A 26,669-nucleotide genomic window follows, 5' to 3' on the forward strand; every position below is an offset into this window, starting at 1 on the left:
TCCTCGGGTGGTGCGTCAGTCGTCGATCCCGCCGTCGACGGGCCGGATCAGCACCGGGTAGTCGGGCGCCCCGGCCGGCTGCGGGCAGCGTGCCACGCGGGCCGCGATCTCGGTCACCCTTTCCAGGCTCTCGCAGTCGAGCACCCAGAACCCGGCGAGCAGCTCCTTCGTCTCGCTGTACGGCCCGTCCGAGACCACCGGACGGCCTTCGGCGTCGACGCTGACAGCCCGGCCCGAAGCGGGCTCGCGCAGCCCGTAGCCGGTGACCAGCTCGCCCGACTCGGCGAGGTCGTCGTTGATGCTGCCCATGTAGGCGAACATCTCCTGCATGGCCTTCTCGTCCCAGGCAGGGCTGTCCGCGGTGCCCTTGCCGGTCTGCGCGTCGTAGTCCGCCTGGCTGCCCTGGACCATCACCAGATACTTCATGACCGTCGCCTCCTGGTCGCTCGTTCGCTCGGTGGTGCTTCTTCCTCTTACACAGGGGACGTCGGGGCCGGGGCGGGGTTCTCGACACCACGCGCGAAGTTTCTTCGGGATTCACCCACCGGAGGGGGCGGAAAGCGAGGTTCAGTAGAGTTCGGCAGCGTTGCCCCGCGCCTTACGCTCCGTCTCCTCCCCTCTTCCGCCGTCCCCTCCGTCTCCTCCCCTGCCACTACCTCCTCCCCCCGCGCCGAACGAGGTCCCGACCGTGTCTGCCGCCCCTCCCCCCGCCGCTCCCCCGCACTCCGTCTCCGTCGTGGGGATCGGCGCGGACGGCTGGTCCGGCCTGTCCGGTACGGCCCGCGAGGCGCTGCGGGAGGCGGAGGTGCTGATCGGCGGGGCACGCCAGCTGGACCTGCTCCCGCCGGAGTGCGCCGGTGCCCGGGTGGCCTGGCCGTCCCCGCTGCGGCCGGCCGTCCCCCGGCTGCTGGCCGAGCACCGGGAGCGCCGGATCGCGGTGCTGGCGAGCGGGGACCCGATGTTCTACGGGATCGGGCGCGCGCTGGCGGAGGAGCTGGGCCCGGAGGGGCTGCGTGTGCTGCCGCACCCGTCCTCCGTCTCGTACGCCTGCGCGCGCCTCGGCTGGCCGCTGGAGGACACGGAGGTCGTGACGCTGGTGGGCCGTCCGGCGGCGCGCCTCGCGGCGTCGCTGTACGAGGGCCGGCGCCTGCTGGTCCTGAGCGCGGACGCGAGCACCCCCGCGACGGTCGCCGCACTCCTCACGGAGCGTGGCTTCGGCCCGAGCGGGCTGCGGGTGCTGGAACAACTGGGCGCGGAGGACGAGGCGTACGTGGACGGCCTCGCGGAGACGTGGGAGCACCCCCCGGGAGACCGGCTGAACGTCATCGCGATCGACTGCCGGGCGTCGGCGGAAACGCTGCGGCTGGGCACGGTCCCCGGTCTGCCGGACGAGGCGTACGAGCACGACGGCCAGCTCACCAAGCGCCACATCCGGGCGGCCACGCTCGGGGCCCTGGCGCCCGCGCCCGGAGAGCTGCTCTGGGACGTGGGCGGCGGCTCCGGCTCGATCGCGATCGAGTGGCTGCGGGCGCATCCGTCCTGCCGGGCGGTGAGCGTGGAGCGGGACCCGGTACGGGCGGAGCGGATCACCCGCAACGCGGAACGCCTGGGGGTCCCCGCGCTGAAGGTCGTCACGGGCCCGGCCCCGGCGGCCCTGGCCGGACTGGAAGCGCCGGACGCGGTGTTCATCGGCGGCGGCCTGACCGTTCCGGGCCTGCTGGACGCGTGCTGGGAGGCGTTGCGGCCGGGGGGCCGGCTGGTCGCGAACACGGTGACGCTGGAGTCGGAGGCGCTGCTGGCCGAGCGGCACAAGGCGCACGGCGGTGAGCTGGTGCGCCTCGCGGTGGCCCACGCCGTCCCGGTCGGTGGCTTCACCGGCTGGCGCCAGGCCATGCCCGTGACGCAGTGGTCGGTTATCAAGCCCCGGTCGGTTATCAAGCCCCGGTTGGTTATCAAGCCCCGGTCGGTTATCAAGCCCTCGGCTTCCGGGGCACGTTCGCACAAGGGAGATCGATCATGACGGTGCACTTCATCGGCGCGGGCCCGGGCGCGGCCGACCTGATCACGGTGCGCGGCGCCCGGATCCTCGCCGCCAGCCCGGTCTGCCTGTACGCGGGCAGCCTGGTCCCGGTGGAACTGCTGGCCGAGTGCCCCGAGGGAGCCCGTCTGATCGACACGGCGAACCTGGACATCGAGCAGATCACCGCCGAACTGGTCCGGGCCCACGCGGACGGCCACGACGTGGCGAGGCTGCACTCGGGCGACCCGTCGGTGTTCAGCGCGGTGAACGAACAGATGAAGCGCCTGGACGAGGCGGGGGTCCCGTACGAAGTGGTCCCCGGAGTCCCCGCGTTCGCCGCGGCGGCGGCGGCCCTGAAGCGCGAGCTGACGGTCCCGACGGTCGGCCAGACGGTGATCCTGACCCGCGTCGCGCAGCGCGCCACGGCGATGCCGGAGGGCGAGGACCTGGCGACACTGGGCCGCAGCGGCGCCCTGATCGTCCTGCACCTGGCGGCGCGGTACGTGGACCGGGTGGTCGACGAACTGCTCCCGCACTACGGCGCGGACTGCCCGTCGGCGGTGGTGGCGATGGCGTCCCGCCCGGACGAGATCATCCTGCGGGGCCCGCTGGACTCGATCGCCGGGCAGGTGAAGGCCGCGGGGGTGATCCGGACGGCGGTCATCATGGTGGGCCGGACCCTGGGTGCGGAACAGTTCCGGGACAGCCACCTGTACGCGGTGGGGCGGGACCGGGGGGAGTGCTGAGGGGGTGCGGAGCGTGGGCCATCGAGGCGGGGCGCTCCGGGGAGGCGAACCGGGGAGGAACTGTGAACGCTCCACCGTCGAGCGCGATACCCACCCGGGCCGCCTGGCCGCCCCGCACCGAACCGCCCGGACCCCACGGCATTCCGTAGGGGCGTCGACGTCGGCCACAGGTTCCTGACCGCTTCCGGGGGAGCGGAGGGACCGCAAGCCGACGCGGACTTGCCCGTGCCCCGGCGGCGAAACCCGACGCGGACGTGCCCGTGCCCGGCGGCGAAAGGTCGCTGCCGGGCACGGACACGGACGACAGGAGAGGGCCGAGGCCCTGGTGTACACCTCCGACGTCAGCCCTTGATCTCGATCTCGCCGTTCTTCGCGGTCGAGGAGTCCGTCTCCTGATCGCCCGAGGGGGTGGGAGCGGGCACCGTGCTGCCGACGCGGCCCTTCAGGTTCTGGAGGAGGGACGCCATGTCCACGCCCGTCGTCGAGGTGAGCAGTTCCATGCCCTGCGCGACGTTGTCGGTGACCGTGCGGGCGAGCTGGCTCGCGCCGTCCGTGGAGATGACCGTCATCTTGTCGATGGCGCTCAGCGGCTCCGAGGCCTTCGCCACCACGCTCGGGAGGACCTCGACCAGCATCTGGAGGACGGCCGCGTCGCCGTACTGAGCGAACGCGTCGGCCTTCTTCTGCATGGCCTCCGCCTCGGCCGCACCCTTGGCGGCGATCGCCGCTGCGTCCGCCTCACCCTCGATGCGGACCGCGTCGGCCAGCGCCGAACGGTGCAGCTTCTCGCCCTGACCGGTCAGGCGCGAGCGCTCCGCGTCGGCCTCGGCCTCCTTGACCTGGGCGATGCGGCGGGCCTCCGCCTCCTGCTCGGCCTGGTAGCGGGCGGCGTCGGCGGGCTTACGGACCTTGGTGTCCAGCTCGCGGTCGGTCAGCGCCGCCTGGCGCTCGGCGACCTTCTCCTGCTCCTGGAGCACTTCCTGCTGGCGGGCCGCCTCGGCGAGCGGGCCGGCGGCGTTGGCCTTGGCGGCCGCGGCTTCGGTCTCGGCCTTGATCTCGGCCTGCTTCAGGTAGTACGTCCGCTCGGCGATGGCGATCTCCTCGGCCGCCTTCAGCCGGGCCTGCTCCGAGGCCCGCTTCGCGATGGCCTCGGCGATGTCCGCCTCCTGCTTGGCGCGGGCGGCCTCCGGGCGGCCGAGGTCCTCCAGGTAGGAGCCCTCGGTGGTGATGTCCTGGATCTGGAAGGCGTCCAGGATCAGGCCCTGGCCGGAGAGGCTGGCCTCGGCCTCCTCCGCGACCTGCCCGGCGAACGCGGCCCGGTCCCGGATGATGTCCTCGACCGACATGCGGCCGACGATCGCGCGGAGCGCGCCGGAGAGCACTTCCTGGGTGAAGCCGACGATGCCGTCCTGCTGCTGGAGGAAGCGCTGGGCCGCGGCGCGGATCGCGTCCTCGCTGCCGCCGACCTTGACGATCGCGACGCCTTCGAGGTTCGACTTGACGCCGCGCAGCGTCACCGCGCCGCGCACGGCGATCGGGATGTGCCGGCTGGACAGGTCGAGGGTGAACTTCTGCTGGACGAACGGCACGACGAAGACGCCGCCGCCCACGACGACCTTCTGGCCGCTGTTGTCGATGCTGGTCTGTCCGGTGACCGGATCCGTCGACTTCTTGCCGCGGCGGCCGGTGATGATGAACGCCTCGCTGGGCCCGGCCACCTTGTAGCGCGTGATGACGACGAGGCCGAGCAGAACGAGGAGTACGACGATGCCGATGACGGCGATGACTACTGGACTCATGTGATGTGTCCCCCCTGCCTCCCGTGGGGGACGGCAGATTGTTGTGGAGCTGGGCGGTGCTGTGGAGTGCTGTGGAGTTGACCGGTGCGGTGTGCCGCGTAACGGTGGGTCGTCAGTGGGGATCAGGGCGGATACGTGGTCAGCGTTCCACCGGGCGGACCGCGACCGACGTGGACGACAGTGCCTCTTCCACCCAGATCTCGGTTCCGCGCGCGACGGGCGTGGCCGACTTGGCTGAGTACTTCACGGGCTGACCTCCCAGGCGCAGCAGCACCTCGCCGTATCCCTCGGCCGGGATGGCCGTCACGACGGACCCCGAGGTGCCGATCAGGTCGGAGCCGCGCGGGGTGGCGGCCGTCTGGTCGCGCATCAGGGCCTTGCTGAGTTTCCAGGTGAGCCAGGCCGCGACCAGGCCGGCGACGACGCCGACGACCGTGGCCAGAAACGTCCCGGCGCCCGTCGAGCCGAGCACGATCGCTCCGCCGAAGCCGAGCATCGAGAGAAAGCCGGCGATCACCGGAAGCGACAGCAGCCCGTCGAAGAGGCCGTCGAGCACACCGTCGAAGAGCCCTTCGAGGATCCCGCCGAAGATCAGGGAGAGCGCGAGCAGCACGATTCCCGCAATGCCGAGACCGAGAAAGATGGTCACGCGATCACTCCCCTGTTCTTCCCGCTGCTGCCGACTTCCCCCGAACGTTTTCCGTCGATCTGGCTGGATGATCCCATACAGCACCTACTTCGGTCACTGCCGGATTCCGGCAATCTTTATGCGTCTTTGATGCCGGACAGACGGTCCGTGAGCGTGGTGAGCGACTGGAACGTCGCACCGAGCAGGGCCACGTGCTTCCAGCGCAGGACCCCGTCCGGGCCGATGAGGAAGACCGCCCGCCGCACCCCGATGCCCGGCGCGGAAACCCCGTACACCCTCGCGGTCTCCCGGCCCTCGTCGGCCAGCAGCGGCATGCGCAGCCCGAAGGAGCGGGCGAACGACTCGTGGCTGTCCACACCCTGTGGACTGATTCCCCAGACGTCGGCGTCGAGGCCCTCGAAGGCCTCCATGCCCGAGGAGTACGAGCACAACTGTTTCGTGCAGACGCTGGTGTTGTCCCCGGGGTAGAACGCCAGCACCACGGACCGGCCGCGGGCGGCCGACAGCCGGTAGTCGGCGCGCTCGAAGGCGTCGCCCGAAAGGACACCGCCCGGGAGGCTGAAGTCCGGTGCGGCGCTGCCGAGTTGAGGGCCTGATGCCATGGGAGGCTCCTTCGCTGTCGTATACGGGGATGGCGCCGAGGGCACGGATGGTTCCGCGATCGTGACCGTACAGTGGGGGGCGCCCCGGCCCCCGGGCGAGCCGGCGGCCCGCCGGCCCTCGACGGCGATCCCCCGATCCGGCGGTCCGCAGGCCCATCCGGAGCGGCCTCCGCGCCGAATACCGGGCGAGGGGGGCAGCACGCCCCGCACCCGCACCTGGAGGTACGCGTGGCCCAACGACCGCCGTCGGCAGCGGTTCTCGTTCTGCACGGGGGGCGCGAGAGCGGTACGGGCCCCCCGCCGTCGGGGCTGCTGAATCTCCCCGGTACCCGGATGCGCCCCTTCGTCCGTGCCGTCGCCCGGGCCGCCCGCGCGGCCGGTGACGACATCCTCGTGACGCGGGTGCGGTACGTCCACCGGGGCTGGAACGGCGCCCGCGCGGACCCCTTCCACGACGCCGTGGCCGCCCTCGACGCGCTGCGGGAGGAGGCGGGCGACGAGCTGCCGGTGGTGCTCCTGGGTCATTCCATGGGGGCGCGCGCCGCCCTCCGCGCCGCCGGACACCCCCTGGTGCGGGGTGTCGTCGGGCTCGCCCCCTGGTGTCCGCCCGGGGATCCGGTCACCCAGCTCGCGGGCCGCGACGTCGTCCTCGTCCACGGCAACCGGGACCGGGTGACCAGCCCCCAGGCCAGCCAGTCCTTCACCGCGCGGGCCCGACGCGCCGGAGCCCGAAGCTGCATGGTCACCGTCCGGGGCGGCGACCACGCCATGATCCGCCGGGCCGCCGCCTGGCACCGGCTCACCACCGCGCTGGTCACCGGACTGCTCGGTTCCGGCAGTCTGCCGGGCCCGGTGGGCGAGGCCCTCGCCCTGCCGCCCACCGCCGAGCCCACCGAGGGCACCCTCGACCTGGACGCCGATCTCGGCCCCGGCCCCGGCCCCGGCCCGTACCAGGACCGGGCGGGCGCGCCGCGCTGACCGGCCGCGCTGCGGATGCGGTACGGGAGCGGGCGACCGACGATGGAGGACCGGAAGCCGGGAACCGGGATCTGGAGCAGAGATGCGGGGTCCGGAGCAGCGATCCGGGGTCCGGAGCAGAGATGCGGGGTCCGGAGCAGAGGTCCGGGAGCCGACGATGGCGGGAGGCATGCTCTTGCAGGCCGACACGTGCGACGACGGGATGCCGTCGTCCTTCGACCCGGGGACCGTCGCGGCCCTGTTCGACGGGAACCCGGCCGCCGTCGCGGTCCTCGACCACGATCTCCGCTACACCTACGTCAACCCGGCCCTCGAACGGCTCAACGGCCTCCCCGCCGGCTCCCACCTCGGGCGGGTGTTCTCCCAGGTGCTGCCCGGGCTGCGCGGCCAGGCCTCCGCCCTGCGCGCGGTCCTGGCCGACGGAAAGCCCCGCGAGGAGACGCTGTACGGACGGGCCTGGGCAGCGGACGGAGCGGACGGAGCGGACGACGGGGACCAGCGGTTCTGGCGCGCCACGTACAGCCGACTGGACTCGGACGGGGCGGCCTGCGGTCTGATGGCGATCGTCGTCGAGATCACCGATCTCACCCGCCAGCGCGAGGAGCTGGAGGAGGCCCGCGGCCACATCACCCTCCTCAGCACCGCCGCCGTCCGGATCGGCACGACGCTCGACATGGACACCACCTGCCGTGAGCTGGTCGCGTTCGTGGTGCCCGACTTCGCCGACGTCGCGGCGGTCGACGTGTTCCCGGCCGAGGTGGGCCACTCCGTGCGCCGCCCGGAACCCGGCGTCGTACGGCTCCGGCGGGCCGCACTGCGGGGCGACGGCGAGCTCGACGAGCAGGTGCAGCGGTTCGGCCATCCCGGGGAGTACGTCGACTTCGCGGCGGACTCCGCGGTGACCCGCTGCCTCGCGGAGAACGAGCCGGTCCTCGACGACTGGGAGGACCACAGCAGCGGGCGCAGCGCCTTCACCGCGGACCGGATCACCGCCTCCCGGGCTCTCGGGCTGCGTGAGGCGCTGGTCGTCCCGCTCACCGCCCGCAGCCGGCCGCTCGGCACGCTCACCCTCGTCCGCGCGGAGGGATCGCCCCCCTTCAGCGACCAGGACGTGGCCGTCGCCCGTGAACTCGCCGTCCGGGCGGGCGTCGACCTCGACCACGCCCGCCGCTACGACCACGAGCACAGCATCGCCCGCGAACTCCAGCGCTCCCTGCTCTCCGAGCCCTGGGGCCCCCATCCGCACGTCGAGGTCGCCACCCGCTACCTCCCCGCCGACCGGGGCGTCCTGGTCGGCGGCGACTGGTTCGACGTCGTACCGCTCAAGGACGGCCGGCACCTCAAGGCGATGGGCGACGTGATGGGCCACGGGGTGGAGGCGGCCGTCGCCATGAGCCAGTACCGCTCGCTGCTGCGGCTGCTGGCTGGGGACGACCTGCACCCCCACCAGATCCTGGAGGAACTCGACGGCATGGTCGAGCGGTCGGGCCTGGACCGGGCGGCGACCTGTCTGCTCGCCGTCGTCGACCGGTTCGGCGGGATGTGCGAGGTGGCCAGCGCGGGCCATCTGCCCCCGGTCTTCATCGATCCGGGAGCCGCCGGGGCCCGGATCGTGCCGGTGCCGGTGGGGCCGCCGCTCGGCACCGGGTTCGGCGGGTACCAAACCGCGTCCGTGCCCTGCGGCCCGGGGACCGTGCTGTTCATGTACACCGACGGCCTGGTGGAGCGCCGGGGCGAGGACATCGACGTGTCCGTGGGGCGGCTGGCCTCGCTGACCCTCCCGCGCGGCGGGCATCTCGAGGACCTGCTGGACCAGGTGCTGGACCGGTTCGGTGACGACGCGGAGGACGACATCGCCGTCCTGGCCTCCCGGATCCGCGAGGACCCGCCCGGTGGTGCGGCCGACCCCTCCGGAGTGACGGAGTGACGGTCCGGCCTCCGGCGCCCGCCCCCCGTCGCCACAGCCGGGAGGGCCTCGGCGGTGATCGCGCACTGCGCACTTTCGCCGTCCTCTGCTCGTCCTGCTGAAGCATGAGGTCCCTCGCTGACCGGCTCGCTGCGCAGGTGTGGTTGCCACGGGTGGCCTCGCCATGGGCCATGCGGGCGAATCCGGTTCCGGAGCGTAGGCCGAAGGAGGACTCCGGCTCGCGTCACCGCCCGTTGTGCGGGGAGCTCGGAGCACGATCCCTCTCGTGCCCACGGACAGGAGCGCCGCGTGGACTTCCTGCCGTTCTCACACCTCGGGGATCACATTGGAACTTGTGCCTGCCCGCGAAGTGCCGGGCCGCACCACCGGTGCCGTCGTCACAGCACAGTCTTCACCGCAGACCGTCGTCATGCCTGCTCAGCAGGACGGTGCCGAAAAGCCGATCCCTCCGGTGCACCTGACGGCAGCCGGCCCCCGGGCCGTCCGCACCGTTGCGGTCGTCGGCCTCGGATACGTCGGTCTGCCCACCGCCCTTGCGCTCAGGGCGACCGGATCCCATGTCATCGGCATCGACATCAGTGCGGCCCGGCTGAGCGACATCCGTTCCCGCCGAGTGGATCTGCTACCGGACCAGTTGCGCCTGCTGGCGGAGGCGGGGGAGGACACCGGCTTCCGGCTGACGGACGACGTCGCGGCGATGGGAGCAGCGGACGCGGTCATCCTGTGCGTACCCACGCCGGTCGACCGCGACCAGGTCCCCGACCTCCGCATGCTGTCAGCGGCGTGTGCTGCGGCCGTACGGCACTCCGTCGCCGGACAGCTGCTCATCCTGACGTCCACCAGCTACGTCGGTACCACACGCGACTTGCTGATCGAGCCACTGAGGGCACGAGGACTGGACGCGGGCACCGAGGTGTTCGTGGCGTTCGCCCCGGAACGGATCGACCCCGGAAACGCGGCGCACGGACAGGAACGGACTCCCCGGGTCGTCGGCGGCGAGGGCCCGCTCAGCACCGAGCGGGCGGTGGCTCTGCTGTCCCGCACCGCTCCCTCCGTCCACTGCCTCGACAGTCCCGAGGCCGCCGAGATGACCAAGCTCTGGGAGAACACCTTCCGGGCCGTGAACATCGCACTGGCCAATGAACTCTCCGACAACTGCCGGGTGCTCGGGCTGGATCCGCGCCCGGTGATCGAGGCCGCCGCGACCAAGCCCTTCGGGTTCATGCCGTTCTACCCGGGCCCCGGAGTCGGTGGCCATTGCATCCCCTGCGATCCGCACTACCTGCTGTGGCAGCTGCGGGCCAGGAACGCCCGGTCGCCGCTTGTCGACGCGGCGATGCAAGCCATCGCGCAGCGCCCTCGCGTCGTGGTGCGCCAAGTCCTCGAGCGGCTCGCCACCGGCGGAGTCCCCTGCACGGGCGCGAAGATCCTCATCGTGGGCATCGCCTACAAGGAGGGCGTGGCGGACCTCAGGGGGAGCCCCGCTCTGGAGGTCCACGGACAACTGGCCTCGGCGGGAGCACGAGTGGGGTACCTGGACCCCCTGGTACCGGTCGCCCGGCTGGGCGGGACCCTGGTGGCGGGGGTGACCGATCCCGGGGCCGTCGACTGGGATCTAGTGGTCATCCACACCCTGCACCCGGGAACAGACCTCGGCTGGCTGCGCCCGGACACACCCGTCCTCGATGTCGGACACCGCAGGGCGACGATCACCGGGCCGGGGCGGTGAGAGCCGCGAACCGCACGGCCACCCGCCTCGAACCGGGCCCGGCAGCCGTCCCGTCCCCTCGGATCCGGCCACACGGCCGACCGGATGGCGGCGACCCGGCAGTCCGGCGCGGCCTGCGGCGGCTCCTCGTCGTGCTCTGCCTGTTCCCTCTGCTCCTGGTCCTCGCCCACGCTGCCCTGCGGCTCACCGAACCCAGTCTGCCGCTGGCCTACGGCTTCGTCGTGCTCGCGGGCACGATCGCCGTGTTCTACCTGGCCTACACCCGGTACGAGGACCCTTTCGAACACACCCTGCCCCTGCCTCGGCGGCCGGCCCGCGGCGGCGACTTCCCGCCGCTGCCCGCGGAGCCCGCCGTCACCTTCCTGCTCGCCGTCAAGGACGAGGTCGACGGCATCGAAGCCTGCGTGCGGTCCATGGTCTCCTCGGACTACGGCCGGCTCCGGGTGACCGTGGTGGACGACCGCTCCTCGGACGGCACGGCGGATGTGCTGCGGCGGCTGCGCGACGAACTCGGCATCACGGTCATCCACCTCGACCAGAACCTCGGCAAGAAGCACGCACTCGTGACGGCCTGCCGCGACGCCGACACCGAGATCATCGCCTTCACCGACTCCGACTGCGTACTCGCCCCCGACGCGCTGCGGCGTTGCGTGCAGGCACTCGTACGCAACCCGCCCCTGGGAGCCGTCAGCGGCCACTGCCGGGCGCTCAACACCCACACCGGTCTGCTCGCCCGGGTCCAGGACACCTGGTACGAAGGACAGTTCCGCGTGGCGAAGGCCGCGGAGGCGTCCTTCGGCTCGGTCTCCTGCGTCTCCGGGCCCCTGGCCGTGTTCCGCCGCGACGCCGTCTACAACTATCTGCCCGCCTGGGCCGACGACCGGTTCCTGGGAGCGCCCTTCCGGTTCGCCACGGACCGGCAGCTGACCGGTTACGTCCTGGGCCAGACGTGGAAAGGGCGGGCCCTCAAGGAGCGTTACGCGCACTCGCCCTTCGTCGCCGGACACGACTACCCCGAACGCCCGTGGCAGGTCGGCTACGTGCGCTCGGCCCGCGTGTGGACCGACGTACCGGCACGACTGGGGCCCCTGCTCCGCCAGCAGGTCCGCTGGAAGAAGAGCTTCATCCGCAACCTCTTCTTCACCGGCGGCTTCATGTGGCGGCGCGGCGCCGGTCCGGCCGCCCTCTTCTACGGACACGTGCTGTGGGTCCTCGCGGCCCCGGTCATGGCCTTCGTGCATCTGGTCCTGGCCCCGGCACAGGGCGCCTTCGCCCTCACCGCCCTGTACCTCCTCGGCGTCCTCCTCAAGGGCTGCGCCTGGGCCCTCGCCTACAAGATCGACCACCCAGACGACACCCGATGGCGCTACCGCCCGCTGATGAGCGTCTTCTCCGCCCTCGTCCTGGCCTGGCTGCTGCCCTGGGCGCTGTTCACGGTCCGCCGCGGGGTCTGGGCGAGGGGGACCTCGTGATCCGGGTGCTGCGCCGCCTTGCCGAGGCACTCACCGGCGTGCTGTTCCTTCTCGGCGTCACCCTCGTCTACGTCCTCGTGCTCTTCCGGGGGGAGTTCCCATGACCATGCTCCCGGCGTCCACGCACGGCCGGCCGAGCGGGCGGCGGGGCACGCGAACGCTTCTCGGGCTCCTCGCGCTGGTCCTCCTCGCCGTGCCCTTCTACGCGGTGTGGCGCTACGACACCTTCCGGGAAGCGGTCACCGCCCAGGAGGCCCCGCCCGGCCCGTCCGGCGCCCGCGGCGCGGCGCGCCCCGGTGCCTCCGCGGCGGCTCGCACCACTGCCCACGACGCCCCTGTCGTGCTGGCCTACCACGACATCGGGCGCGGTAGCCGCAGCCGGTACACCGTGACCCCGGAGGCCTTCGAGCAGCAAATCGCCTTTCTCGCGGCAGCCGGATACCGCAGCCTGAGCAGCGAGGAGTTCCTGGCTTTCCTGGAGAACGGCCGTACGCCCGCGCCGCGCTCGGTGTTCATCACCTTCGACGACGGCGCGCACGGTCTCTGGGTCCACGCCGACCGCATCCTGGCGAAGCACCGCATGAAGGCCGCGGCCTTCCTGATCACCCGGCTGGTCGGCAGCCACCGCCCGTACTACCTCTCCTGGGAGGAGATCGAGCGGATGGAGGCCACCGGCCGCTGGGACTTCGAGAACCACACCCGCGACCTGCACCACCGCGCCCCGGTGGACCGGCGGGGCCGCCTGGCGCCGGCGCTCAGCAACCGGCTGTGGCTGCCCGGCGAGGGGCGCCCGGAGACGGACGCCGAGTACCGCCGACGCATCGAGGCGGACCTGGACCGCTCGCTGCGGGACTTCCGGGCGCACGGACTTCCCCGGCCACGGATCTTCGCCCTCCCGTTCTCCGAGACGTCCACCGCTACGGCCGGCTCCGAAGACCCGTCCGCGACGGGAACGACCGTGGTGCAGGGGCCCGAGGCCGGCCAGCTCCTCACCGACATCCTGCGCAGCCGCTTCGCCGTCCGCATGACCAACAGTTCCAGCCGCCCGCTGCCCGCCGGGCGCAGGGCGGCGGCCGAGGGCCAGGTACAGCGACTGGAGGTGACCCGCCGGACCGATGTCGAGGAACTGCGGGCCGGTCTAGCGCGCTTCACGCCGGCGGACCCCGCTTCCCACCCGAAACCACTGGAGCGGCCCACCTCGTGGCGGCGGACCGACCGCACCGGTCACACCGGCCTGGGCGTGCTCACCGGACGCGGCCCCTTCCCCGGTCCCGTCGGCTACGCGTCGGCCGCCTACCTGCCCGTCGGTTCTGCCGACTGGAGCGGATACACGGTCCGCACCACCGTCGACCGGCTCAGCCAGGCCCGCAACAACATCGGCCTCGTCGTCCGCGACCGGAGCAAGGAGCCGGTCACCGTCGCCCTCAGCGGCAGGTTCGTGCGGGTCCTCGTCGGCATCGGCGACGACCGCAGGGAGATCGCCCGGCGCGCCTTGGACAGCGGCCCCGCGCACAGTGTGGAGGTCACCGTGGAACAGGACCGCACGGTCGTGGTCGTCGACGGCTCCGTCCGGATCGAACACAGGAACCCCGCGGTGAGAGGGGGCGACGCCACCGGGGGCATCGCTCTCAGCACCCACAACGGGGACGAGGCATCCCCCTACCCCCGCTTCACCTCGATGACTCTCGCTCCCGTGCCGGCCCGCGTCCAGGACAACCCGGCCCGGAAGAACGCGGAATGAGACCTTCCGAAGCCCCCCGCCCCACGCCCCGGCCCACCCGGCGGCTCATTCTCGGGGGCGGTCTGGCGGCCGCAGCGGCCACCGCTGCCGTGGTGGCACGCCCGGAGCGCCTCGCGCAGAAGGAACCGGCACCGCGGGCCGGTGCCACCATGGACGGCAAACCCGCGCACCCGCCACCACGCCCACCCCACCGCACGCGCCCTTTCCTCGCCGGGTTCTCCCGCAGGGGCCTGGTCACCAACGCATACGCTTTCCGGCATCCCGGAGCCGCCGACGCCACGACGCACCGCGACTGGACCGTCACCAGTGGCTCCCTCTTCGCCCGGTGGGGCAGTGGCTGGAGCGGAGTTCCCGACGGCCTGTCACCCGACCCCGCGTCCCGGCTGCGCACCGGCTCGGCCGTGCTGCGCGTGGTCAGCGCCCGGCATGACTTCCACGACGTCACGGTCGGTGCCCGGTTCCGCCTCCACCCGCCGGTGACGACCGGCCGGACACCTGCCGTCGACTGGGACGGAGGGCACCTCTGGCTCCGCTACCAGGGGCCGCAGGAGCTGTACGCCCTGAGCTTCTGCCGCCGGGACGGCGCCGTCACCCTCAAACGCAAAGCGCCGCCCCCCGGGGCGGCACAGGGCGCGGAAGGCGTCTACACCACACTCGCGCAGGCGATGCGCCCCCTGCGGTACGAGACGTGGCACCACATCGTGGCCCGGGCGACCACCACCGCGTCCGACACGGTCCAGCTGAGGCTCCGAGTCGACGGGCGCGAGGTTCTGCGGGCGGAGGACACCGCGCCGGGACGACTCGCGGGAGCCGGTGCGGTAGGGATCCGCGGGGACAACACGGAACTGCTCTTCCACGGCTTCACCGCCCTCGGGGCCGTCCGGCCGCTCGGCCGCCGTGGTGGCGGTGCGTCCCCTGCGGGGCCCGGACAGCGCGACGTCCGGGGACTCCGCACGGGAAGGGGCGTCAGCGCTCGATGAGGGCGAAGACTCCGCAGCCGAGGTACTCCCGCCTGTAGCGCGCCTGGCGTGCGGGCTCGGTGGTGAGTTCCTCCCGTGCCTCCGAACCACCAGCCAGGCCGCATGGGCCCTCGGCATCGGCGGCGTGGGACAGACCCACGGCCGCACCCTGTACGCCGCCCTCGGCCGCCACATCACCGCCACGGCCCGCACCACGATCCTCATCGCGCTCGGACGAGTGCGGGGCGCGCGGTCGCCGCTCAGGCCGCTTCCGGGTTTTCCCGGCGCCGGCCTCGCAGCTGACGCAGGACGAGGGCGGCCGAGGTGATCAGCGGCAGCAGCCCCGCCACCGCGTCGGCGGTGTTCAGCCTGTCGTGCGCGCCCTTGGCCCGGCCGACCTGCTTGGACGCCCTGATGACCGCGAGCGCGCTGCTGCCCAGGCTCAGCACGAGCCCGGCCTTGCTGCCGCGCAGGCCCCTGGCGGGTGCGGACCGGTTCTTCGCCATCGGAGGTACCTCCAGCCTGCGGGCCGTCCCGTTCGCGGACAGCCCTCCCCGTACACGTAACCGGGTGTCCGCCGCCCCCGCAAACGGGACGGTCCGCGCGGACGCCGCGCCGGCCCTGTCCCGCCGTGGCACCCCGGCGCCGTCCCTCGTTCACCCCACGTCCGCACGGGGGTCGTCGCGCCTTGCGATCGTCCCTGCGGAAGACCATCACGCGGGAGGGGACGTACATGAACGGATCCAGGGCGAGGGCACGGATGCCATGGATGCCACGGAGCGGGGCGCTGCTGCTGGCCGGGGCGCTGGCGGCGGGCACGGTCGTGGCCGGTGCGGGCACGGGAGCCGCTGCCGCGGACCCGTGCGCAGGGGGCGGGCCGCTGCCGCGCGTCTGCGCGCAGCCGGGGGAGCTGATCGACGTCCGGCTCGGCGAGCTGCACCCGACGCAGGCCGTACTCGGCTTCGACCAGGTCTTCTACAAGCTCGGCCGGTACGGCGGCGACCGCGACGAGGCGGCGGGCGGCGTCAACAAGCGGTTCGACGACTGGTGCGAGACCAACGGCCAGGAGGAGGCGGCCACGGCCGGCCCCGGCGCCCGGCTGGACGACCCGTCGAGCTTCACCTGCACCGTGCCGGTCGGGCAGGAGACGGCCGGGACGATCGAGGAGATGAAGACGGCCGTCGTCGGACCGGGCGGCAAGCTGTACCTCACCGACGGACACCACACGCTGACGTCCTTCCTGGAGGGCCCGGACGGCTCCGCCGACCTGCGCATCCGGCTCCGCGTCACCGACAACTTCAGCTCCCTGTCGACCCCGGCCTTCTGGCAGCGGATGACCGAGCGGAAGAAGGTGTGGCTGCGCGACGAGAACAACCGGCCGCTCGGCGTCGACCGGTTGCCGGACCGGCTCGGCATCACGCACTTCCGCGACGACCCGTACCGCAGCCTCGTCTACTTCACCCGGGACATCGGTTACGAGGTCCCGGACGGCGCCACGGAGTTCCTGGAGTTCTCCTGGGGGGCGTGGCTGCGCGGCGAGCACGACACGAGCGCGTACGACCTGGCGGCCCCGGGCCCGTACCTCGACCTGGTGAAGGGCGCCTCGAAGTCGATGGCCGCCCTGGCCGCCGACGCGGTCGTCGACGACGGGAAGACGGCCGCCCAGCTAGGCCGGATCGACGCGTGGAACGGCGGCAAGAAGGAGACCGGCGGGGAGTTCGCCAAGCTGGGCAGGCCGCTGAGCGACCCCAAGCCGGGCAAGCTCGCCGAGGCCCTCGACTACAAGGCCCGCGTCCTGCCCGCCCCCGCCTGCACCCGCACGGTCACCGGCCCCCGCAACGGCCCGCTGACCGTCGACAGCGGCGTCACCTGCCTGGACCGCGCCGCCCAGCGCGGCCCGGTCGTCGTCCGCCCCGGCGCGGCGCTCGTGGTCACCGGCTCCACGCTGGACGGCCCGCTCCACGCCGACCGGGCGGCGGCGGTCCACCTCTGCGGCTCGCGCGTCGAAGGCCCGGTCTCCGTGAGCCGCACCGCCGGTCCCGTACGGGTGGGGGGTCCGGGCTGCACCGCGAACACGGTCACCGGCCCCGTCGTGCTCACCGGCAACACCGGCGGCGTGCTGCTCGCCGCCAACACGGTCACCGGCCCGCTGGTGTGCTCCGGCAACCGGCCGGGCGTGGACGACACGGGCCGCGCCAATGAGGTGGGCGGACCGCGCACCGGGCAGTGCGCCGGGCTCTGACCGGGTGACGCCGGTCCGGGCGCCCTCGGACCTTCGGACTCAGACGAACACGTACGCCACCGTCGTCGCCGCACCCAGGCCCGCGCCCGCCACGGTCTGGGCGACGGTGTGATAGCCGAGGGCGACCCGGGACCAGCAGACCGCCGACGTCACCGTGTACGCGGCGATCCACCAGGGGGAGTGCACGACGGCGAGGAGGGAGACGGCCGCCGAGGCCACCGCCGAGTCGACCGAGATCTTCCACACCGTGTTGACGGCCAGCAGGCCGATCGTCATCACCCACAGCGCGAGCATCGCGACGAGGATGCCGGTGGGCGCGTTCCCCAGCACCATCACCACCGAGCCGGCGCCGATCGAGCCCAGGATCACGAAGAAGATCGGCGCCCGCTTGGTGCGGTCCACCACATGGCGGTCGCCCCAGGTGCCGCGCCCGCGCTCCCACTCGATGTACCCCGCCGGGATCAGCCCGGCGCAGAGCGCCCCGAGGAAGCCCCAGAGCAGCCCGGTCCAGTCGCCGCCCGCCGCCGCGAGGCCGATGGAGAGCATGCCCGCCAGCAGGACGTTGCGCGGCTGGAGGACGTCGGTGACGGTGCGCGCCACGGAGGCCGTGCGGGCGGAGGCGGTGGGGGCCCCCTCGCCGGTCGTGGTGCCGGTCATGCGTTCGTCTCCGTCATACGTTCGTCTCCGTCGTGCGGGTGGTTTCGGCCGTCGCGGCCGCGAGGACGGCGCGGGCACGCTCCTCGTCGACCGTCCGGTACGCGGCGGCGACCCGGACCAGCCGGGCCACCTCGCCGTCCTGGTCCGCCGCGTGCTGGGCGGCGACCGTCGCGGCCGCCCCGGCGGGCGCGCCGGAGTCCTTCGCGAGCAGGGCGGCCCGGATCCAGTAGGCGTCCGTGAGGGATTCGGTCCTGCGCGGGTCGTCCGTGTCGCGGGCGGCGGCCCTTCCGGCGGCGGCGAGCAGCCCGTCGGGCACGTAGTGGCGCAGCTTCTCGGCGGCGTCCGCGATGTCGGCGGCCCAGCGGTCCACCCGCAGGTCGGCCGGGGCGTTGAACCGGGTCAGCTCACGGGCCAGCGGGGCGGGCGGGTCGAACGGCTGGTCCGGGAACGCGGCCATCAGCTCGTACCAGAGGGCGTGCAGCCGGACCTGGGCCCGCCACAGCCGCGCCCGGCGGGCGCCGGCCGCGAAGGCGGGGACGGAAGCGCCGAGGGCGAAGAAGGCGAACAGCACCAGCTGCGCGGCCTCGGTGACCTGGTCGAACCGCAGGGCGAACGCCTCGCTCGGCTCGTCCACCACGCTGATCCACAGGAACAGGGTGCGGCTGACGGTGTAACCGACGCCGATGAACATCGCGAACGTCATCATCCCGAGCCCGATGCGCAGATGGCGGCGCCGGGTGTCGAGGGTGGCCAGCGCCCACTGGAAGGCGCACACGGCGGACGCGGCCCCGAGGTAGAGGTAGAAGACGCTCATGTAGAGCGTGGCGCCCCACTCCCCGGCGTGGTCGGAGACGAAGCGGTCCGAGGGCTCGGAGCGGTCGACGACGGTGAAGAAGAGGACGGTCAGCAGGATCAGCGTGGCGACGGAGGCCTTGGCCGCCAGCTTCTGGACGAGCCGCGCGAACCGTACGTGGCGGGGGACCGCGCCCGCTTCGGGGTAGCTGCCGTAGATGGCCACGATGTAGCTGAGGATGGCCAGAATTGCCACGGTGGCGGTGTAGTGCTTGATGAGGACGGCGAGGTCGGTGACGGCGCTGTTGTTCAGACCGATGCGCACCGCCTCGGTCTTCGTCCACAGGGCGATGGCGAATCCGGCGTAGCAGCCCCACAGGGCCCGCCGTCTGCGGTCCTCCTCGTCGCCCCACAGGGCAGCGGGCATACGCCACAGGGCAACGGCCGTCATCAGGCCGGCTATCAGGTAGCCGGCGAGATCGAGGGGGGTCACGGCGGTGTTCGTCCTCGGGTCGGGAGCGCGGGGCGGGGGGCCCGCGGGTGGGGGTCGGTGGCACGTGTCAGGCGTCGCCGGACCGTCTTCCGGGGAAGAGACCACGCCGTCGGTGGGCCACCGGGCGGGACAGGGAGTTGTCCAGCCGCCCCACCATGTCATCGGTGGTGAGATCCCGCGCCATCCGGGGGATCAGGGAGGCACCGAATTCGGCCATGCGTTCGTCATGGGTCGCGTACTGAGCGCGGGCCTGGACGGTGCCGCCGCCGGAGGCGAAGGACGCGGCGGCGGCCGGGGAGATCATCCGGGCGATCAGCGAGGTGTCGAAGACCGGGAGGAGCGTCCGGAGCTGTTCCGCGTCGAGCGTCGTCCCGTGGTCGAACCACTCGTGGCACAGCTCGTGCAGGATCACGTGCTGGGTCTGGTAGGCGGTCGGCCGGCGGCGGTAGAGGACGAGGCTGGTGCCGCCCGCCTTCAGGCGCAGTCCGCAGGCGGCGTTGACGCGGGCGAGGCGGTCCGGCATCTCGTGCAGCCGGATCGTGCGCCCGCTCGCCTCCTCCATGTTGGCGACGAGCTTGTCCACCGTGAAGGGAACCGGGATGGGCAGGTCGGCGAGCCCGGCCTCGCACTCTTTCCGCAGTTTCCGCAGGGACATGACCAAGACGCTACGCTGCCGGACCCGCCGGGCGGTGGTTCGAGGCGGAATCGTTGCCGCCGCTTTATCCCCGCCCCTCCGGTTGTCCCCGCCCCTCCGGCTCGTCCTTCTCCCGGACCGCGTCCTCCAGCAGGGACAGGGCGAACCGCAGCAGTTCCGGCGGGAGCCCGTCGTCGTCCAGGCCCCGGCCGGCCAGGCCGCTGATCTCCCCGGTGCGTCGCTTGGCCAGGAACTGGAGTCCGGCGACGACGTCGTCGACGACCTCGGACTCCTCCTTGAAGAAGCGCCAGTCCACGCCGAACCCCAGGCCGAGGGCCTTGAGGATGTCCTCGGACGGCTGGGTGACCTTGCCGGCCAGGATGTTGGAGAAGTAGCTGTGTGACAGCGCACCGCCGCGGTCGCGGACCAGCTCGGCGAAGACCCGGCCCGAGATCTTCTGGCCGGGGAAGGTCTTCTCGACCATGTACTCGACTTTTTCCCGCAGCGTGCCGAGGCGGGGAAGCTCGTCCGGACCGGGGGGTTCGACGGGTTCAGGACCGCGTTCGTCGCCGTCGTCCATGGCCATCCGGGCCTCCAGGATCACTTCGGAGTCGGAACTGAGCTTGCGCAAACACTCTACGTCACTGTTAACTCGAAAAAACACGGGCAGGGGACCACGAGGGGAGTCCCTTGCCCGTGAAGGATCCTGTGCCCCACGGCGCCCGGAGCGGGCTCCGGACAGGGGTGTAGCCCTTCACGACGGGGGATGCGTGAAGGGCTACGCGTGCATTATGGCCCCACGGTCCTCCCGGCGACAACTGACCGGTCGGTCAGCGATCCGTGGGGGTGGGTCCGCCGTGTCCTTCCCGGTGGTCCGAATCTGTTCCGGCCGCGATAGACATGGCCTTGCCGGGCGTTTAGGGTTTCTTGTGCAGTCACGTGAAACAGGTGTACGCAGCAGAGGCGCACCCCGCAGGCGTACGGCGCCCGGCTCCTCCGGTCGCGCGTGACGGAAGAGGTGCAGATGCCCCCGGAGACCCCCTCGCACGCCACCGACCGGCTCGACGACGACGATTACCCCGCCTACACGATGGGGCGAGCCGCGGAGATGATCGGTGCGACGCCGGGGTTCCTCCGGGCGATCGGCGAAGCCCGGCTGATCACCCCGCTGCGTTCCGAGGGCGGCCACCGCCGCTACTCCCGCTACCAGTTGCGCATCGCCGCCCGCGCCCGCGACCTGGTCGACGCCGGCACGCCCATCGAGGCCGCCTGCCGCATCGTCATCCTGGAGGACCAGCTGGAGGAGGCGCTGCGCCTCAACGAGGAGCTGCGCGGCCGGTCCGCCCGCTCCGGCGGTCCCGCCGGGCGCTGACGGGCGCCGCGCCGCGGGTCGCGCGGGGTGTCACGCGCCCCCGGGGGGATATCTGCATTCGTCAGCACAGAATTTCGCGCAATGCGCGATGAGGCTTTTCTCTTCACGGTCTGTTCCGACGCGGCCGGTGATATTAGGCACCCGCCTCTCCCGGCCTCATCGTGCTAGTGTTGATCTCAGTTGCAGTTGTGGTTCCCAAAAACTTCAAGTGTTCTTGCCGGTCGGATGTCGGCGGGCACACTTTTGTATTTCCGGTGTTCTTCCGGACGGGGTAATCATCGCGGCGACGTGGGGTCCGCACAGTGTGGGCCCGCGGGCTCTGCCCCTAAGGAGATATGACATGGCTACTGGCACCGTGAAGTGGTTCAACGCGGAAAAGGGCTTCGGCTTCATCGAGCAGGACGGCGGCGGCGCCGACGTCTTCGCTCACTACAGCAACATCGCCGCCTCCGGCTTCCGTGAGCTGCAGGAGGGCCAGAAGGTGAACTTCGACGTCACGCAGGGCCAGAAGGGCCCGCAGGCCGAGAACATCACCCCCGCCTGATCACTCAGGTAGTACTGCGCAGCTGGGGCCCGCACCTTGGGGTGCGGGCCCCGGCTCGTTGTCGTTTCCGGGGCCCGCTCTGCGCGCCCCTCGACGAAGCCGCGTCCGGTGCACTGTTTCCCGGCGGCCGGGCTTCGTTTTCTTTTGTCATTTCATCGGCTCGTTCTTGCGATTCTGGGTGCCGTTCACGGTCGCTTCCCGAAAAAGAATCCCTCGATACGTGCCCCATCGAGGAAAGGTTCTAGATGAACCGCGAACGCACACCCCGCTCGAACGACCGATTCTCCCGCACCCGCTCCGGCGGCGGTGCCCCCCGCTACTCCGGTGGCGGCGGCGAGCGCCGCGCCGCGGGCTTCGGCGGCGGACCCAAGCGCTCCGGCGGTTCCGGCGGCTCCGGCCGGTCCGGTGGCTACGGCCGCCGCTCCGCCTCCGGCGTCAAGGGCGAGTTCGCCCTGCCGGTGACCGTCACCCCGGCCCTCCCCGCCGCCGAGACCTTCGGCGAGCTGGAGATGCCCGCACCGCTGAAGGCGGCACTGGTCGCCGAGGGCATGACCGTGCCCTTCCCGATCCAGGCGGCCACCCTGCCGAACTCGCTGGCCGGCCGGGACGTCCTGGGCCGCGGCCGCACCGGCTCGGGCAAGACGCTCGCCTTCGGCCTCGCGCTGCTGGCCCGCACCGCCGGCCGCCGCGCCGACGCCAAGCGCCCGCTCGCCCTGGTCCTCGTTCCCACCCGGGAGCTGGCCCAGCAGGTCACCGACGCGCTCACCCCGTACGCCCGGTCGCTGAAGCTGCGCATCGCCACCGTGGTCGGCGGCATGTCCATCGGCCGCCAGGCCAGCGCGCTGCGCGGTGGCTCCGAGGTCGTCGTCGCGACGCCGGGCCGCCTCAAGGACCTGATCGAGCGCGGCGACTGCCGGCTGGACCGCGTCACCATCACCGTCCTCGACGAGGCCGACCAGATGGCCGACATGGGCTTCATGCCGCAGGTCACCGAGCTGCTCGACCAGGTGACCCCGGACGGGCAGCGGATGCTCTTCTCGGCCACCCTGGACCGCAACGTCGACCTGCTGGTGCGGACCTACCTGAAGGACCCGGTCGTGCACTCCGTCGACCCGTCCGCCGGTGCCGTCACGACGATGGAGCACCACGTCCTGTACGTCCAGGGCACGGACAAGTACGCCACCACGACCGAGATCGCGGCCCGCGACGGCCGGGTGATCATGTTCCTGGACACCAAGCACGCGGTGGACAAGCTCACCGACCACCTGCTGCACAGCGGGGTCCGGGCGGCGGCGCTGCACGGGGGCAAGTCCCAGCCGCAGCGCACCCGCACCCTGGAGCGCTTCAAGACCGGTCACGTCACGGTGCTGGTCGCCACCAACGTCGCGGCGCGCGGCATCCACGTCGACAACCTCGACCTGGTCGTCAACGTGGACCCGCCGAGCGACCACAAGGACTACCTGCACCGCGGCGGCCGTACCGCCCGCGCCGGGGAGTCCGGCAGCGTCGTCACGCTGGTGCTGCCGAACCAGCGCCGCGAGATGACCCGGCTGATGGCGGACGCCGGGATCACCCCGCAGATCGCCCAGGTCCGCTCCGGCGAGGCCGAGCTGAGCCGGATCACCGGTGCGCAGGCGCCCTCCGGCGTCCCGGTCGTCATCTCCGCCCCGGCCAAGGAGCGCGGCAGCAGCCGCGGCGGCGCGTTCATGGGCCGCGGCACCAAGCGCGGCGGCAGCGGGGCTCCGGCCCGGGGCCGTCGTCCCGGCGTGCCGACGCCCGAGGCCCGCGCGGCCGCGGCGCAGCGCCGGAACAACCGCGCCGCGTGATCCGTGCGGCCGGCGGTCCGCCGCCGGCCGCCCCGTACGCCCGGCGACCCCCCGCCGGCGCGTGCGCACCGGGCCCCTAGGGCGTGTCCGGCGGATCATGACCGGGGTCACGGCCCCTGGCACGGCGCCTCGCGGCGTTGCCGAAACGCCCGAATCGCTCCGCGATGAGGACGCTCCGGCGCCTTGCGATGCACCGCACCAGACGCCGCGCCCTTCCCGGCCCTGATCCACCGGGCACCCCCTAGGGCGTATCCGGGCTCCCTTACGTCCCCCCTCCGTGCACTCGACACGTCCCCCGTGCACTCGACCCCTGTTGAGGAACCATGCGCTGTGTCATCGCCCGCTTCCCCTTCGATCTGTTCAAGAACGAGGTGGAGGACTCGATGAAGGGCATCAAGCCCGAACCCGTCACCGGTGACGCGGTGGTCATCAGCCGCCGGGTCTACCCCGTCAAGCAGGTGGGTGAGGTCATCACCCGCCAGGACCGCCGGGACTTCAGCTCCGCCGAGGTGGTCCGGGCGCTGTCCAAGCTCGGCTTCACCTGCCGCACCGCCGAGTCGGCCGTGCCGGCCCCAGCCCCCGCCCGTACCCCGCTGGAGACGGCCTCCGCGCTCCTGGGGACTCCGGCCGAGGCGCGGAGCGAGGCTCCCGGAGCGGTGTCCGCACCCCGGGCCGACGGGGTCTGAGACCTGTACTCCCGCCCCGCGACGCCGACTTCGGGCGTCGCGGGGCGTGCGATGATCGCCGCCATGATGAGGAAGCTGACGGTGTTGGGCGTGACTGTGGTGGCGTTCCTGCTGCCCGCCACCGCCGCGTACGCCGACGAGACGCACACCAACGCGCACAACGGCCCGCAGGTGGCCCTGATCTCGACGGGCCAGATCGACGATCCGCTGGAGGACGTGCTGGAACACCTCGCGGTCCTCGGCCACAACATCATCGTGGACTGAACCTCCCCGGGACCTCCCCGGGGCCTCCCTCGGATCGTCCCCTGCTCCCGGCCGTTCGGTGTCTCAGGACGCGCGGGCGGCCGGTGGTCTCTGCCGGGCCCACGTCATGCGCGGCTCCAGCAGCGGACGCAGCAGCCACCGGACCGGGGGCGTGCAGAGCAGGGTCATGATGACGACCGCGCCCAGGGTGACGGCGACCGTGCCCATCGTGGTGTCGAAGAACGGGTCGTCGTAGAAGCCGCCGTACCGCAGCCCCCGGACGACGAAGCCGTGGAGCAGGTACCCGTACAGCGTGCAGGTGCCGAGCGTGGTCATCCAGCCGCGGCCCCTGGGCACCCAGGCGAGGAAGCACGCGCCCAGCACGATCGCGGCCACGAACAGCAGGAGCGTGGCGGTCGGGCCCGTCCACTCGGAGACGCTGAGTTCCTCGGTGCTGTTCTTCCGGAAGAACCACGAGGTCGACGTCCGCGGCACCAGCCAGTACGCCAGCAGCATCCCGGCCACGAACACCGGCACCGAGGCGACCCGCACCCAGGTGGAGCGGAGAGCCGTGAAGTGCTCCGAGCGCAGCCGCAGGCCGAGTACGTAGAACGGCAGGAACTGCAGGATGCGCTGGATCTGGAGGCTCCCGTCGGCGGCCGGTGACACCGTCGCCAGGGCGGCGATGGCGAGGGAGACCAGCACGGGGAAGCGCACGGTCTGCCAGAGCGGGGTGGACAGCCGCCAGAGGAACAGGGCGGGCAGGAACCACAGCAGCCAGTAGGGCTCCAGCAGCGAGAGGGCGAAGTCCGGGTCGCGGGTCGCCCGGTGGAAGAGCGTGTAGAGGACTTCGAGCAGGACGTAGGGCACCAGCAGGCTGGTGACCAGTTTCCACACCCGGTCCGGCCGCAGTTCGAAGTTCCGCGAGAAATAGCCCGCTATCAGGATGAACACCGGCATGTGGAACGTGTAGACGAAGGTGTACGCCGCTTCCACGAGGCGGCCGGGGGGCAGGGGCTCCCACGCGTGTCCGACCGCCACCAGGACGATCGCCAGGTACTTCGCGTTGTCGAAGAAGTGGTCGCGGCCGCCGTCGGGCGGCGGCGTTCCGGTCGCCGGGGCGCCGGCAGCGGCGGTGGGGCGCGGCTGCTCGGAGGTGAGGGGGGAAGGCATCCTGACACCCTAGAACGCGGAGGCGTTCCCTCCGGTCCCCGTGGCATGTGTCACTTCCGGTCGGCCGGCCCGGGACGTCCACTGCCCGGACCGAGCCAGGTCCGACAGGGTGTCATAACGGGTGATTCCGGGGTGTTCCTTGCTATACACGAGCGATGGAGCACCCCGGGACCCTCGTCCTGATCATGGCCCTGGCGGTTCTCGCCCCGCTGCTCGGTTACGCGACCGGGCGGTGGCTGCCGGTCCCCGTCGTCATCTTCGAGATCGTGCTCGGTGTCCTGGCCGGGCCGGACGTGCTCGGCTGGGCCCACCACGACCGGGTCATCGACACCCTGGCCGACCTCGGGCTCTCGATGCTGATCTTCCTCGCGGGTTACGAGATCCGGTTCGCGGAGGTCCGCGGCCCCACCCTGCGCCGGGCCGGTGGGGCGTGGTTCCTCTCGTTCGCCGCCGGGCTCGGCGTCGCGCTGCTGCTCAGCGGGGCGGACCTGGCGAAGAGCCTGGTCATCGGCACCGCGCTGACCAGTACGGCGCTGGGCGCGGTGCTGCCGATCCTGCGGGACTCGGGGCGGCTGGAGGGACGGTTCGGGTCGGTGGTGATGGCATTCGGGTCGGTCGGGGAGTTCGGTCCGATCATCGCGATGGCCCTGCTGTTCAGCGGCCGGAGCCCGGGTGCGGCGGGGGCGGTGCTGGCCGTGTTCGCGGTCGTCACGGCGGGCGCGGTGTTCTGGGCGATGCGGCCCCGGCCGCCGTGGTTCGCCCGGCTCATCGCCGTGACCCTGCACTCCAGCGGCCAGTTCGCGGTCCGCTTCGTGATGCTGATGCTCGCCGGGATGCTGGGTCTCGCCCACGTCTTCGGCCTGGACACCCTGCTCGGCGCGTTCGCCGCCGGGATGCTGACCCGGCTCGTCCTCCAAGGGGCGGTGCCCGAGCGCAGCGGGGAGATCCTGGGGCGGATCGAGGCGATCGGTTTCGGCTTCCTCGTGCCGTTCTTCTACATCGTCACGGGCATCGACTTCGACCTCGCGGCGCTCCTGGACGGCGGGCGCCCGCTGCTGCTCCTGCCGGTCTTCCTGCTGCTGTTCCTGCTGGTGCGCGGGGTTCCGGCGTATCTGCTGGCCCCGCGCGACCTGACGGGGCGTGCCTCGCGGTCCGCGCTCGGGCTGTTCGCGTCCACCTGTCTGCCGCTGGTGGTCGCGATCACCGCGATCGGCCTCGACGAGAAGGTGATCGGGGCGGGCGAGGCCGCCGCCCTGGTCGCCGCCGCGATGGTGTCGGTGCTGGTGTTCCCGCTGCTCGCGTTCCGGCTGCTGGGCCGGGAGGAGGGCGACGGGGGCCGGGCCGTGCCGGGCCGGGCGGCGGAGACCGGTGAGGCCTGGTGAGGT

Annotated in this window: 25 protein-coding genes and 1 pseudogene; 15 read left to right on the plus strand and 11 right to left on the minus strand. The window is 72.3% G+C overall.

The annotated features are described in order from the left end of the window. Nucleotides 1-15 precede the first annotated feature (15 nt). Nucleotides 16-426: a YciI family protein gene (locus tag ACH4KB_RS00225; protein ID WP_018960806.1), complete on the minus strand. Its 411-nt coding sequence runs from the start codon at nucleotides 424-426 to the stop codon at nucleotides 16-18. A gap of 262 nt (nucleotides 427-688) precedes the next feature. Here ACH4KB_RS00225 and cbiE point away from each other — a divergent pair, with 262 nt between their 5' ends. Both cbiE and cobM read left to right on the plus strand, forming a co-directional pair. Next, on the plus strand, nucleotides 689-2,020 hold the full coding sequence (gene cbiE / locus ACH4KB_RS00230; protein ID WP_398062115.1) for a precorrin-6y C5,15-methyltransferase (decarboxylating) subunit CbiE: 1,332 nt from the start codon (nucleotides 689-691) through the stop codon (nucleotides 2,018-2,020). After that, nucleotides 2,017-2,766, plus strand: a complete 750-nt coding sequence (cobM, locus tag ACH4KB_RS00235) for a precorrin-4 C(11)-methyltransferase (RefSeq protein ID WP_398062117.1) — start codon at nucleotides 2,017-2,019, stop codon at nucleotides 2,764-2,766. Before cbiE ends, cobM begins: the two co-directional genes overlap by 4 nt. 341 nt (nucleotides 2,767-3,107) lie before the next feature. Here cobM and ACH4KB_RS00240 read toward each other — a convergent pair whose 3' ends face one another. The 3 genes from ACH4KB_RS00240 to ACH4KB_RS00250 form a co-directional block, all read right to left on the minus strand. Next, entirely contained in the window at nucleotides 3,108-4,565 is a 1,458-nt protein-coding gene (locus ACH4KB_RS00240; RefSeq protein WP_398062119.1) for a flotillin family protein, read from the minus strand. Between the two features lie 139 nt (nucleotides 4,566-4,704). Beyond that, complete coding sequence (locus ACH4KB_RS00245) at nucleotides 4,705-5,214, minus strand: hypothetical protein (protein WP_398062121.1); 510 nt, start codon at nucleotides 5,212-5,214, stop codon at nucleotides 4,705-4,707. 116 nt (nucleotides 5,215-5,330) lie between these two features. Next, a complete protein-coding gene (locus tag ACH4KB_RS00250; RefSeq protein WP_398062122.1) occupies nucleotides 5,331-5,816 on the minus strand; it encodes a peroxiredoxin in 486 nt (161 codons plus the stop codon). Nucleotides 5,817-6,044: 228 nt separating this feature from the next. Here ACH4KB_RS00250 and ACH4KB_RS00255 point away from each other — a divergent pair, with 228 nt between their 5' ends. The 6 genes and pseudogenes from ACH4KB_RS00255 to ACH4KB_RS00280 all read left to right on the plus strand — a co-directional run bounded on the left by ACH4KB_RS00255 (nucleotide 6,045) and on the right by ACH4KB_RS00280 (nucleotide 14,643). Then, nucleotides 6,045-6,794, plus strand: coding sequence for an alpha/beta fold hydrolase (locus ACH4KB_RS00255; protein WP_398062124.1), 750 nt, complete (start codon nucleotides 6,045-6,047; stop codon nucleotides 6,792-6,794). Nucleotides 6,795-6,963: 169 nt separating this feature from the next. Further along, nucleotides 6,964-8,713 (plus strand): annotated as a pseudogene (locus ACH4KB_RS00260) (SpoIIE family protein phosphatase). A 342-nt stretch (nucleotides 8,714-9,055) separates the two neighbouring features. Further along, nucleotides 9,056-10,450 (plus strand): nucleotide sugar dehydrogenase, encoded by a 1,395-nt coding sequence (locus tag ACH4KB_RS00265; RefSeq protein ID WP_398062126.1) that lies wholly within the window; start codon nucleotides 9,056-9,058, stop codon nucleotides 10,448-10,450. After that, nucleotides 10,447-11,922 carry a glycosyltransferase gene (locus tag ACH4KB_RS00270; RefSeq protein ID WP_398062128.1) on the plus strand — a complete coding sequence of 492 codons (1,476 nt, stop codon included), beginning with the start codon at nucleotides 10,447-10,449 and terminating at the stop codon, nucleotides 11,920-11,922. Before ACH4KB_RS00265 ends, ACH4KB_RS00270 begins: the two co-directional genes overlap by 4 nt. A gap of 100 nt (nucleotides 11,923-12,022) precedes the next feature. Continuing rightward, nucleotides 12,023-13,663, plus strand: a complete 1,641-nt coding sequence (locus ACH4KB_RS00275; RefSeq protein ID WP_398062130.1) for a polysaccharide deacetylase family protein — start codon at nucleotides 12,023-12,025, stop codon at nucleotides 13,661-13,663. Next, nucleotides 13,660-14,643: a hypothetical protein gene (locus tag ACH4KB_RS00280; RefSeq protein ID WP_398062132.1), complete on the plus strand. Its 984-nt coding sequence runs from the start codon at nucleotides 13,660-13,662 to the stop codon at nucleotides 14,641-14,643. The genes ACH4KB_RS00275 and ACH4KB_RS00280 overlap by 4 nt, the downstream gene beginning before the upstream one ends. Here ACH4KB_RS00280 and ACH4KB_RS00285 read toward each other — a convergent pair. Together ACH4KB_RS00285 and ACH4KB_RS00290 are read right to left on the minus strand one after the other, a co-directional pair. Next, the gene (locus ACH4KB_RS00285) at nucleotides 14,630-14,782 is read right to left on the minus strand and encodes a hypothetical protein (protein WP_398062134.1); all 153 of its coding nucleotides are present in this window, start codon (nucleotides 14,780-14,782) and stop codon (nucleotides 14,630-14,632) included. The two genes, ACH4KB_RS00280 and ACH4KB_RS00285, sit on opposite strands and share 14 nt — an antisense overlap. A gap of 100 nt (nucleotides 14,783-14,882) precedes the next feature. Continuing rightward, nucleotides 14,883-15,128 carry a hypothetical protein gene (locus ACH4KB_RS00290; RefSeq protein ID WP_398062136.1) on the minus strand — a complete coding sequence of 82 codons (246 nt, stop codon included), beginning with the start codon at nucleotides 15,126-15,128 and terminating at the stop codon, nucleotides 14,883-14,885. 263 nt (nucleotides 15,129-15,391) lie between these two features. Between ACH4KB_RS00290 and ACH4KB_RS00295 the strand changes: the two genes are divergently transcribed. Next, a complete protein-coding gene (locus tag ACH4KB_RS00295) occupies nucleotides 15,392-16,864 on the plus strand; it encodes a ParB/Srx family N-terminal domain-containing protein (RefSeq protein ID WP_398062138.1) in 1,473 nt (490 codons plus the stop codon). Nucleotides 16,865-16,903: 39 nt separating this feature from the next. On the opposite strand, the gene ACH4KB_RS00300 is transcribed toward ACH4KB_RS00295, so the two are convergent. The 4 genes from ACH4KB_RS00300 to ACH4KB_RS00315 all read right to left on the minus strand — a co-directional run bounded on the left by ACH4KB_RS00300 (nucleotide 16,904) and on the right by ACH4KB_RS00315 (nucleotide 20,071). Continuing rightward, nucleotides 16,904-17,521, minus strand: coding sequence for a hypothetical protein (locus ACH4KB_RS00300; protein ID WP_398062139.1), 618 nt, complete (start codon nucleotides 17,519-17,521; stop codon nucleotides 16,904-16,906). 13 nt (nucleotides 17,522-17,534) lie between these two features. Then, a complete protein-coding gene (locus ACH4KB_RS00305) occupies nucleotides 17,535-18,806 on the minus strand; it encodes an MAB_1171c family putative transporter (RefSeq protein ID WP_398062141.1) in 1,272 nt (423 codons plus the stop codon). A 67-nt stretch (nucleotides 18,807-18,873) separates the two neighbouring features. Then, nucleotides 18,874-19,461 carry a toxin gene (locus ACH4KB_RS00310; RefSeq protein ID WP_398062143.1) on the minus strand — a complete coding sequence of 196 codons (588 nt, stop codon included), beginning with the start codon at nucleotides 19,459-19,461 and terminating at the stop codon, nucleotides 18,874-18,876. Nucleotides 19,462-19,525: 64 nt separating this feature from the next. Next, a complete protein-coding gene (locus ACH4KB_RS00315; RefSeq protein WP_398062144.1) occupies nucleotides 19,526-20,071 on the minus strand; it encodes a hypothetical protein in 546 nt (181 codons plus the stop codon). A gap of 393 nt (nucleotides 20,072-20,464) precedes the next feature. Between ACH4KB_RS00315 and ACH4KB_RS00320 the strand changes: the two genes are divergently transcribed. The 5 genes from ACH4KB_RS00320 to ACH4KB_RS00340 all read left to right on the plus strand — a co-directional run bounded on the left by ACH4KB_RS00320 (nucleotide 20,465) and on the right by ACH4KB_RS00340 (nucleotide 24,132). After that, nucleotides 20,465-20,812: a MerR family transcriptional regulator gene (locus ACH4KB_RS00320; RefSeq protein WP_214297737.1), complete on the plus strand. Its 348-nt coding sequence runs from the start codon at nucleotides 20,465-20,467 to the stop codon at nucleotides 20,810-20,812. A 340-nt stretch (nucleotides 20,813-21,152) separates the two neighbouring features. After that, nucleotides 21,153-21,356 (plus strand): cold-shock protein, encoded by a 204-nt coding sequence (locus tag ACH4KB_RS00325; RefSeq protein ID WP_015609674.1) that lies wholly within the window; start codon nucleotides 21,153-21,155, stop codon nucleotides 21,354-21,356. 245 nt (nucleotides 21,357-21,601) lie between these two features. Beyond that, entirely contained in the window at nucleotides 21,602-23,182 is a 1,581-nt protein-coding gene (locus ACH4KB_RS00330; protein WP_398062146.1) for a DEAD/DEAH box helicase, read from the plus strand. Between the two features lie 323 nt (nucleotides 23,183-23,505). After that, on the plus strand, nucleotides 23,506-23,868 hold the full coding sequence (locus ACH4KB_RS00335; RefSeq protein ID WP_056702005.1) for an SCO5918 family protein: 363 nt from the start codon (nucleotides 23,506-23,508) through the stop codon (nucleotides 23,866-23,868). A 51-nt stretch (nucleotides 23,869-23,919) separates the two neighbouring features. Beyond that, nucleotides 23,920-24,132 carry a hypothetical protein gene (locus ACH4KB_RS00340; protein ID WP_398062148.1) on the plus strand — a complete coding sequence of 71 codons (213 nt, stop codon included), beginning with the start codon at nucleotides 23,920-23,922 and terminating at the stop codon, nucleotides 24,130-24,132. 63 nt (nucleotides 24,133-24,195) lie between these two features. On the opposite strand, the gene ACH4KB_RS00345 is transcribed toward ACH4KB_RS00340, so the two are convergent. After that, on the minus strand, nucleotides 24,196-25,284 hold the full coding sequence (locus tag ACH4KB_RS00345; protein ID WP_398062150.1) for an acyltransferase family protein: 1,089 nt from the start codon (nucleotides 25,282-25,284) through the stop codon (nucleotides 24,196-24,198). A 155-nt stretch (nucleotides 25,285-25,439) separates the two neighbouring features. On the opposite strand from ACH4KB_RS00345, the gene ACH4KB_RS00350 reads away from it, so the two are divergent. Then, on the plus strand, nucleotides 25,440-26,666 hold the full coding sequence (locus ACH4KB_RS00350) for a cation:proton antiporter (RefSeq protein WP_398062152.1): 1,227 nt from the start codon (nucleotides 25,440-25,442) through the stop codon (nucleotides 26,664-26,666). Nucleotides 26,667-26,669 lie beyond the last annotated feature (3 nt).

This window comes from Streptomyces sp. NPDC017520 (assembly GCF_044329855.1).
GTDB lineage: Bacteria > Actinomycetota > Actinomycetes > Streptomycetales > Streptomycetaceae > Streptomyces.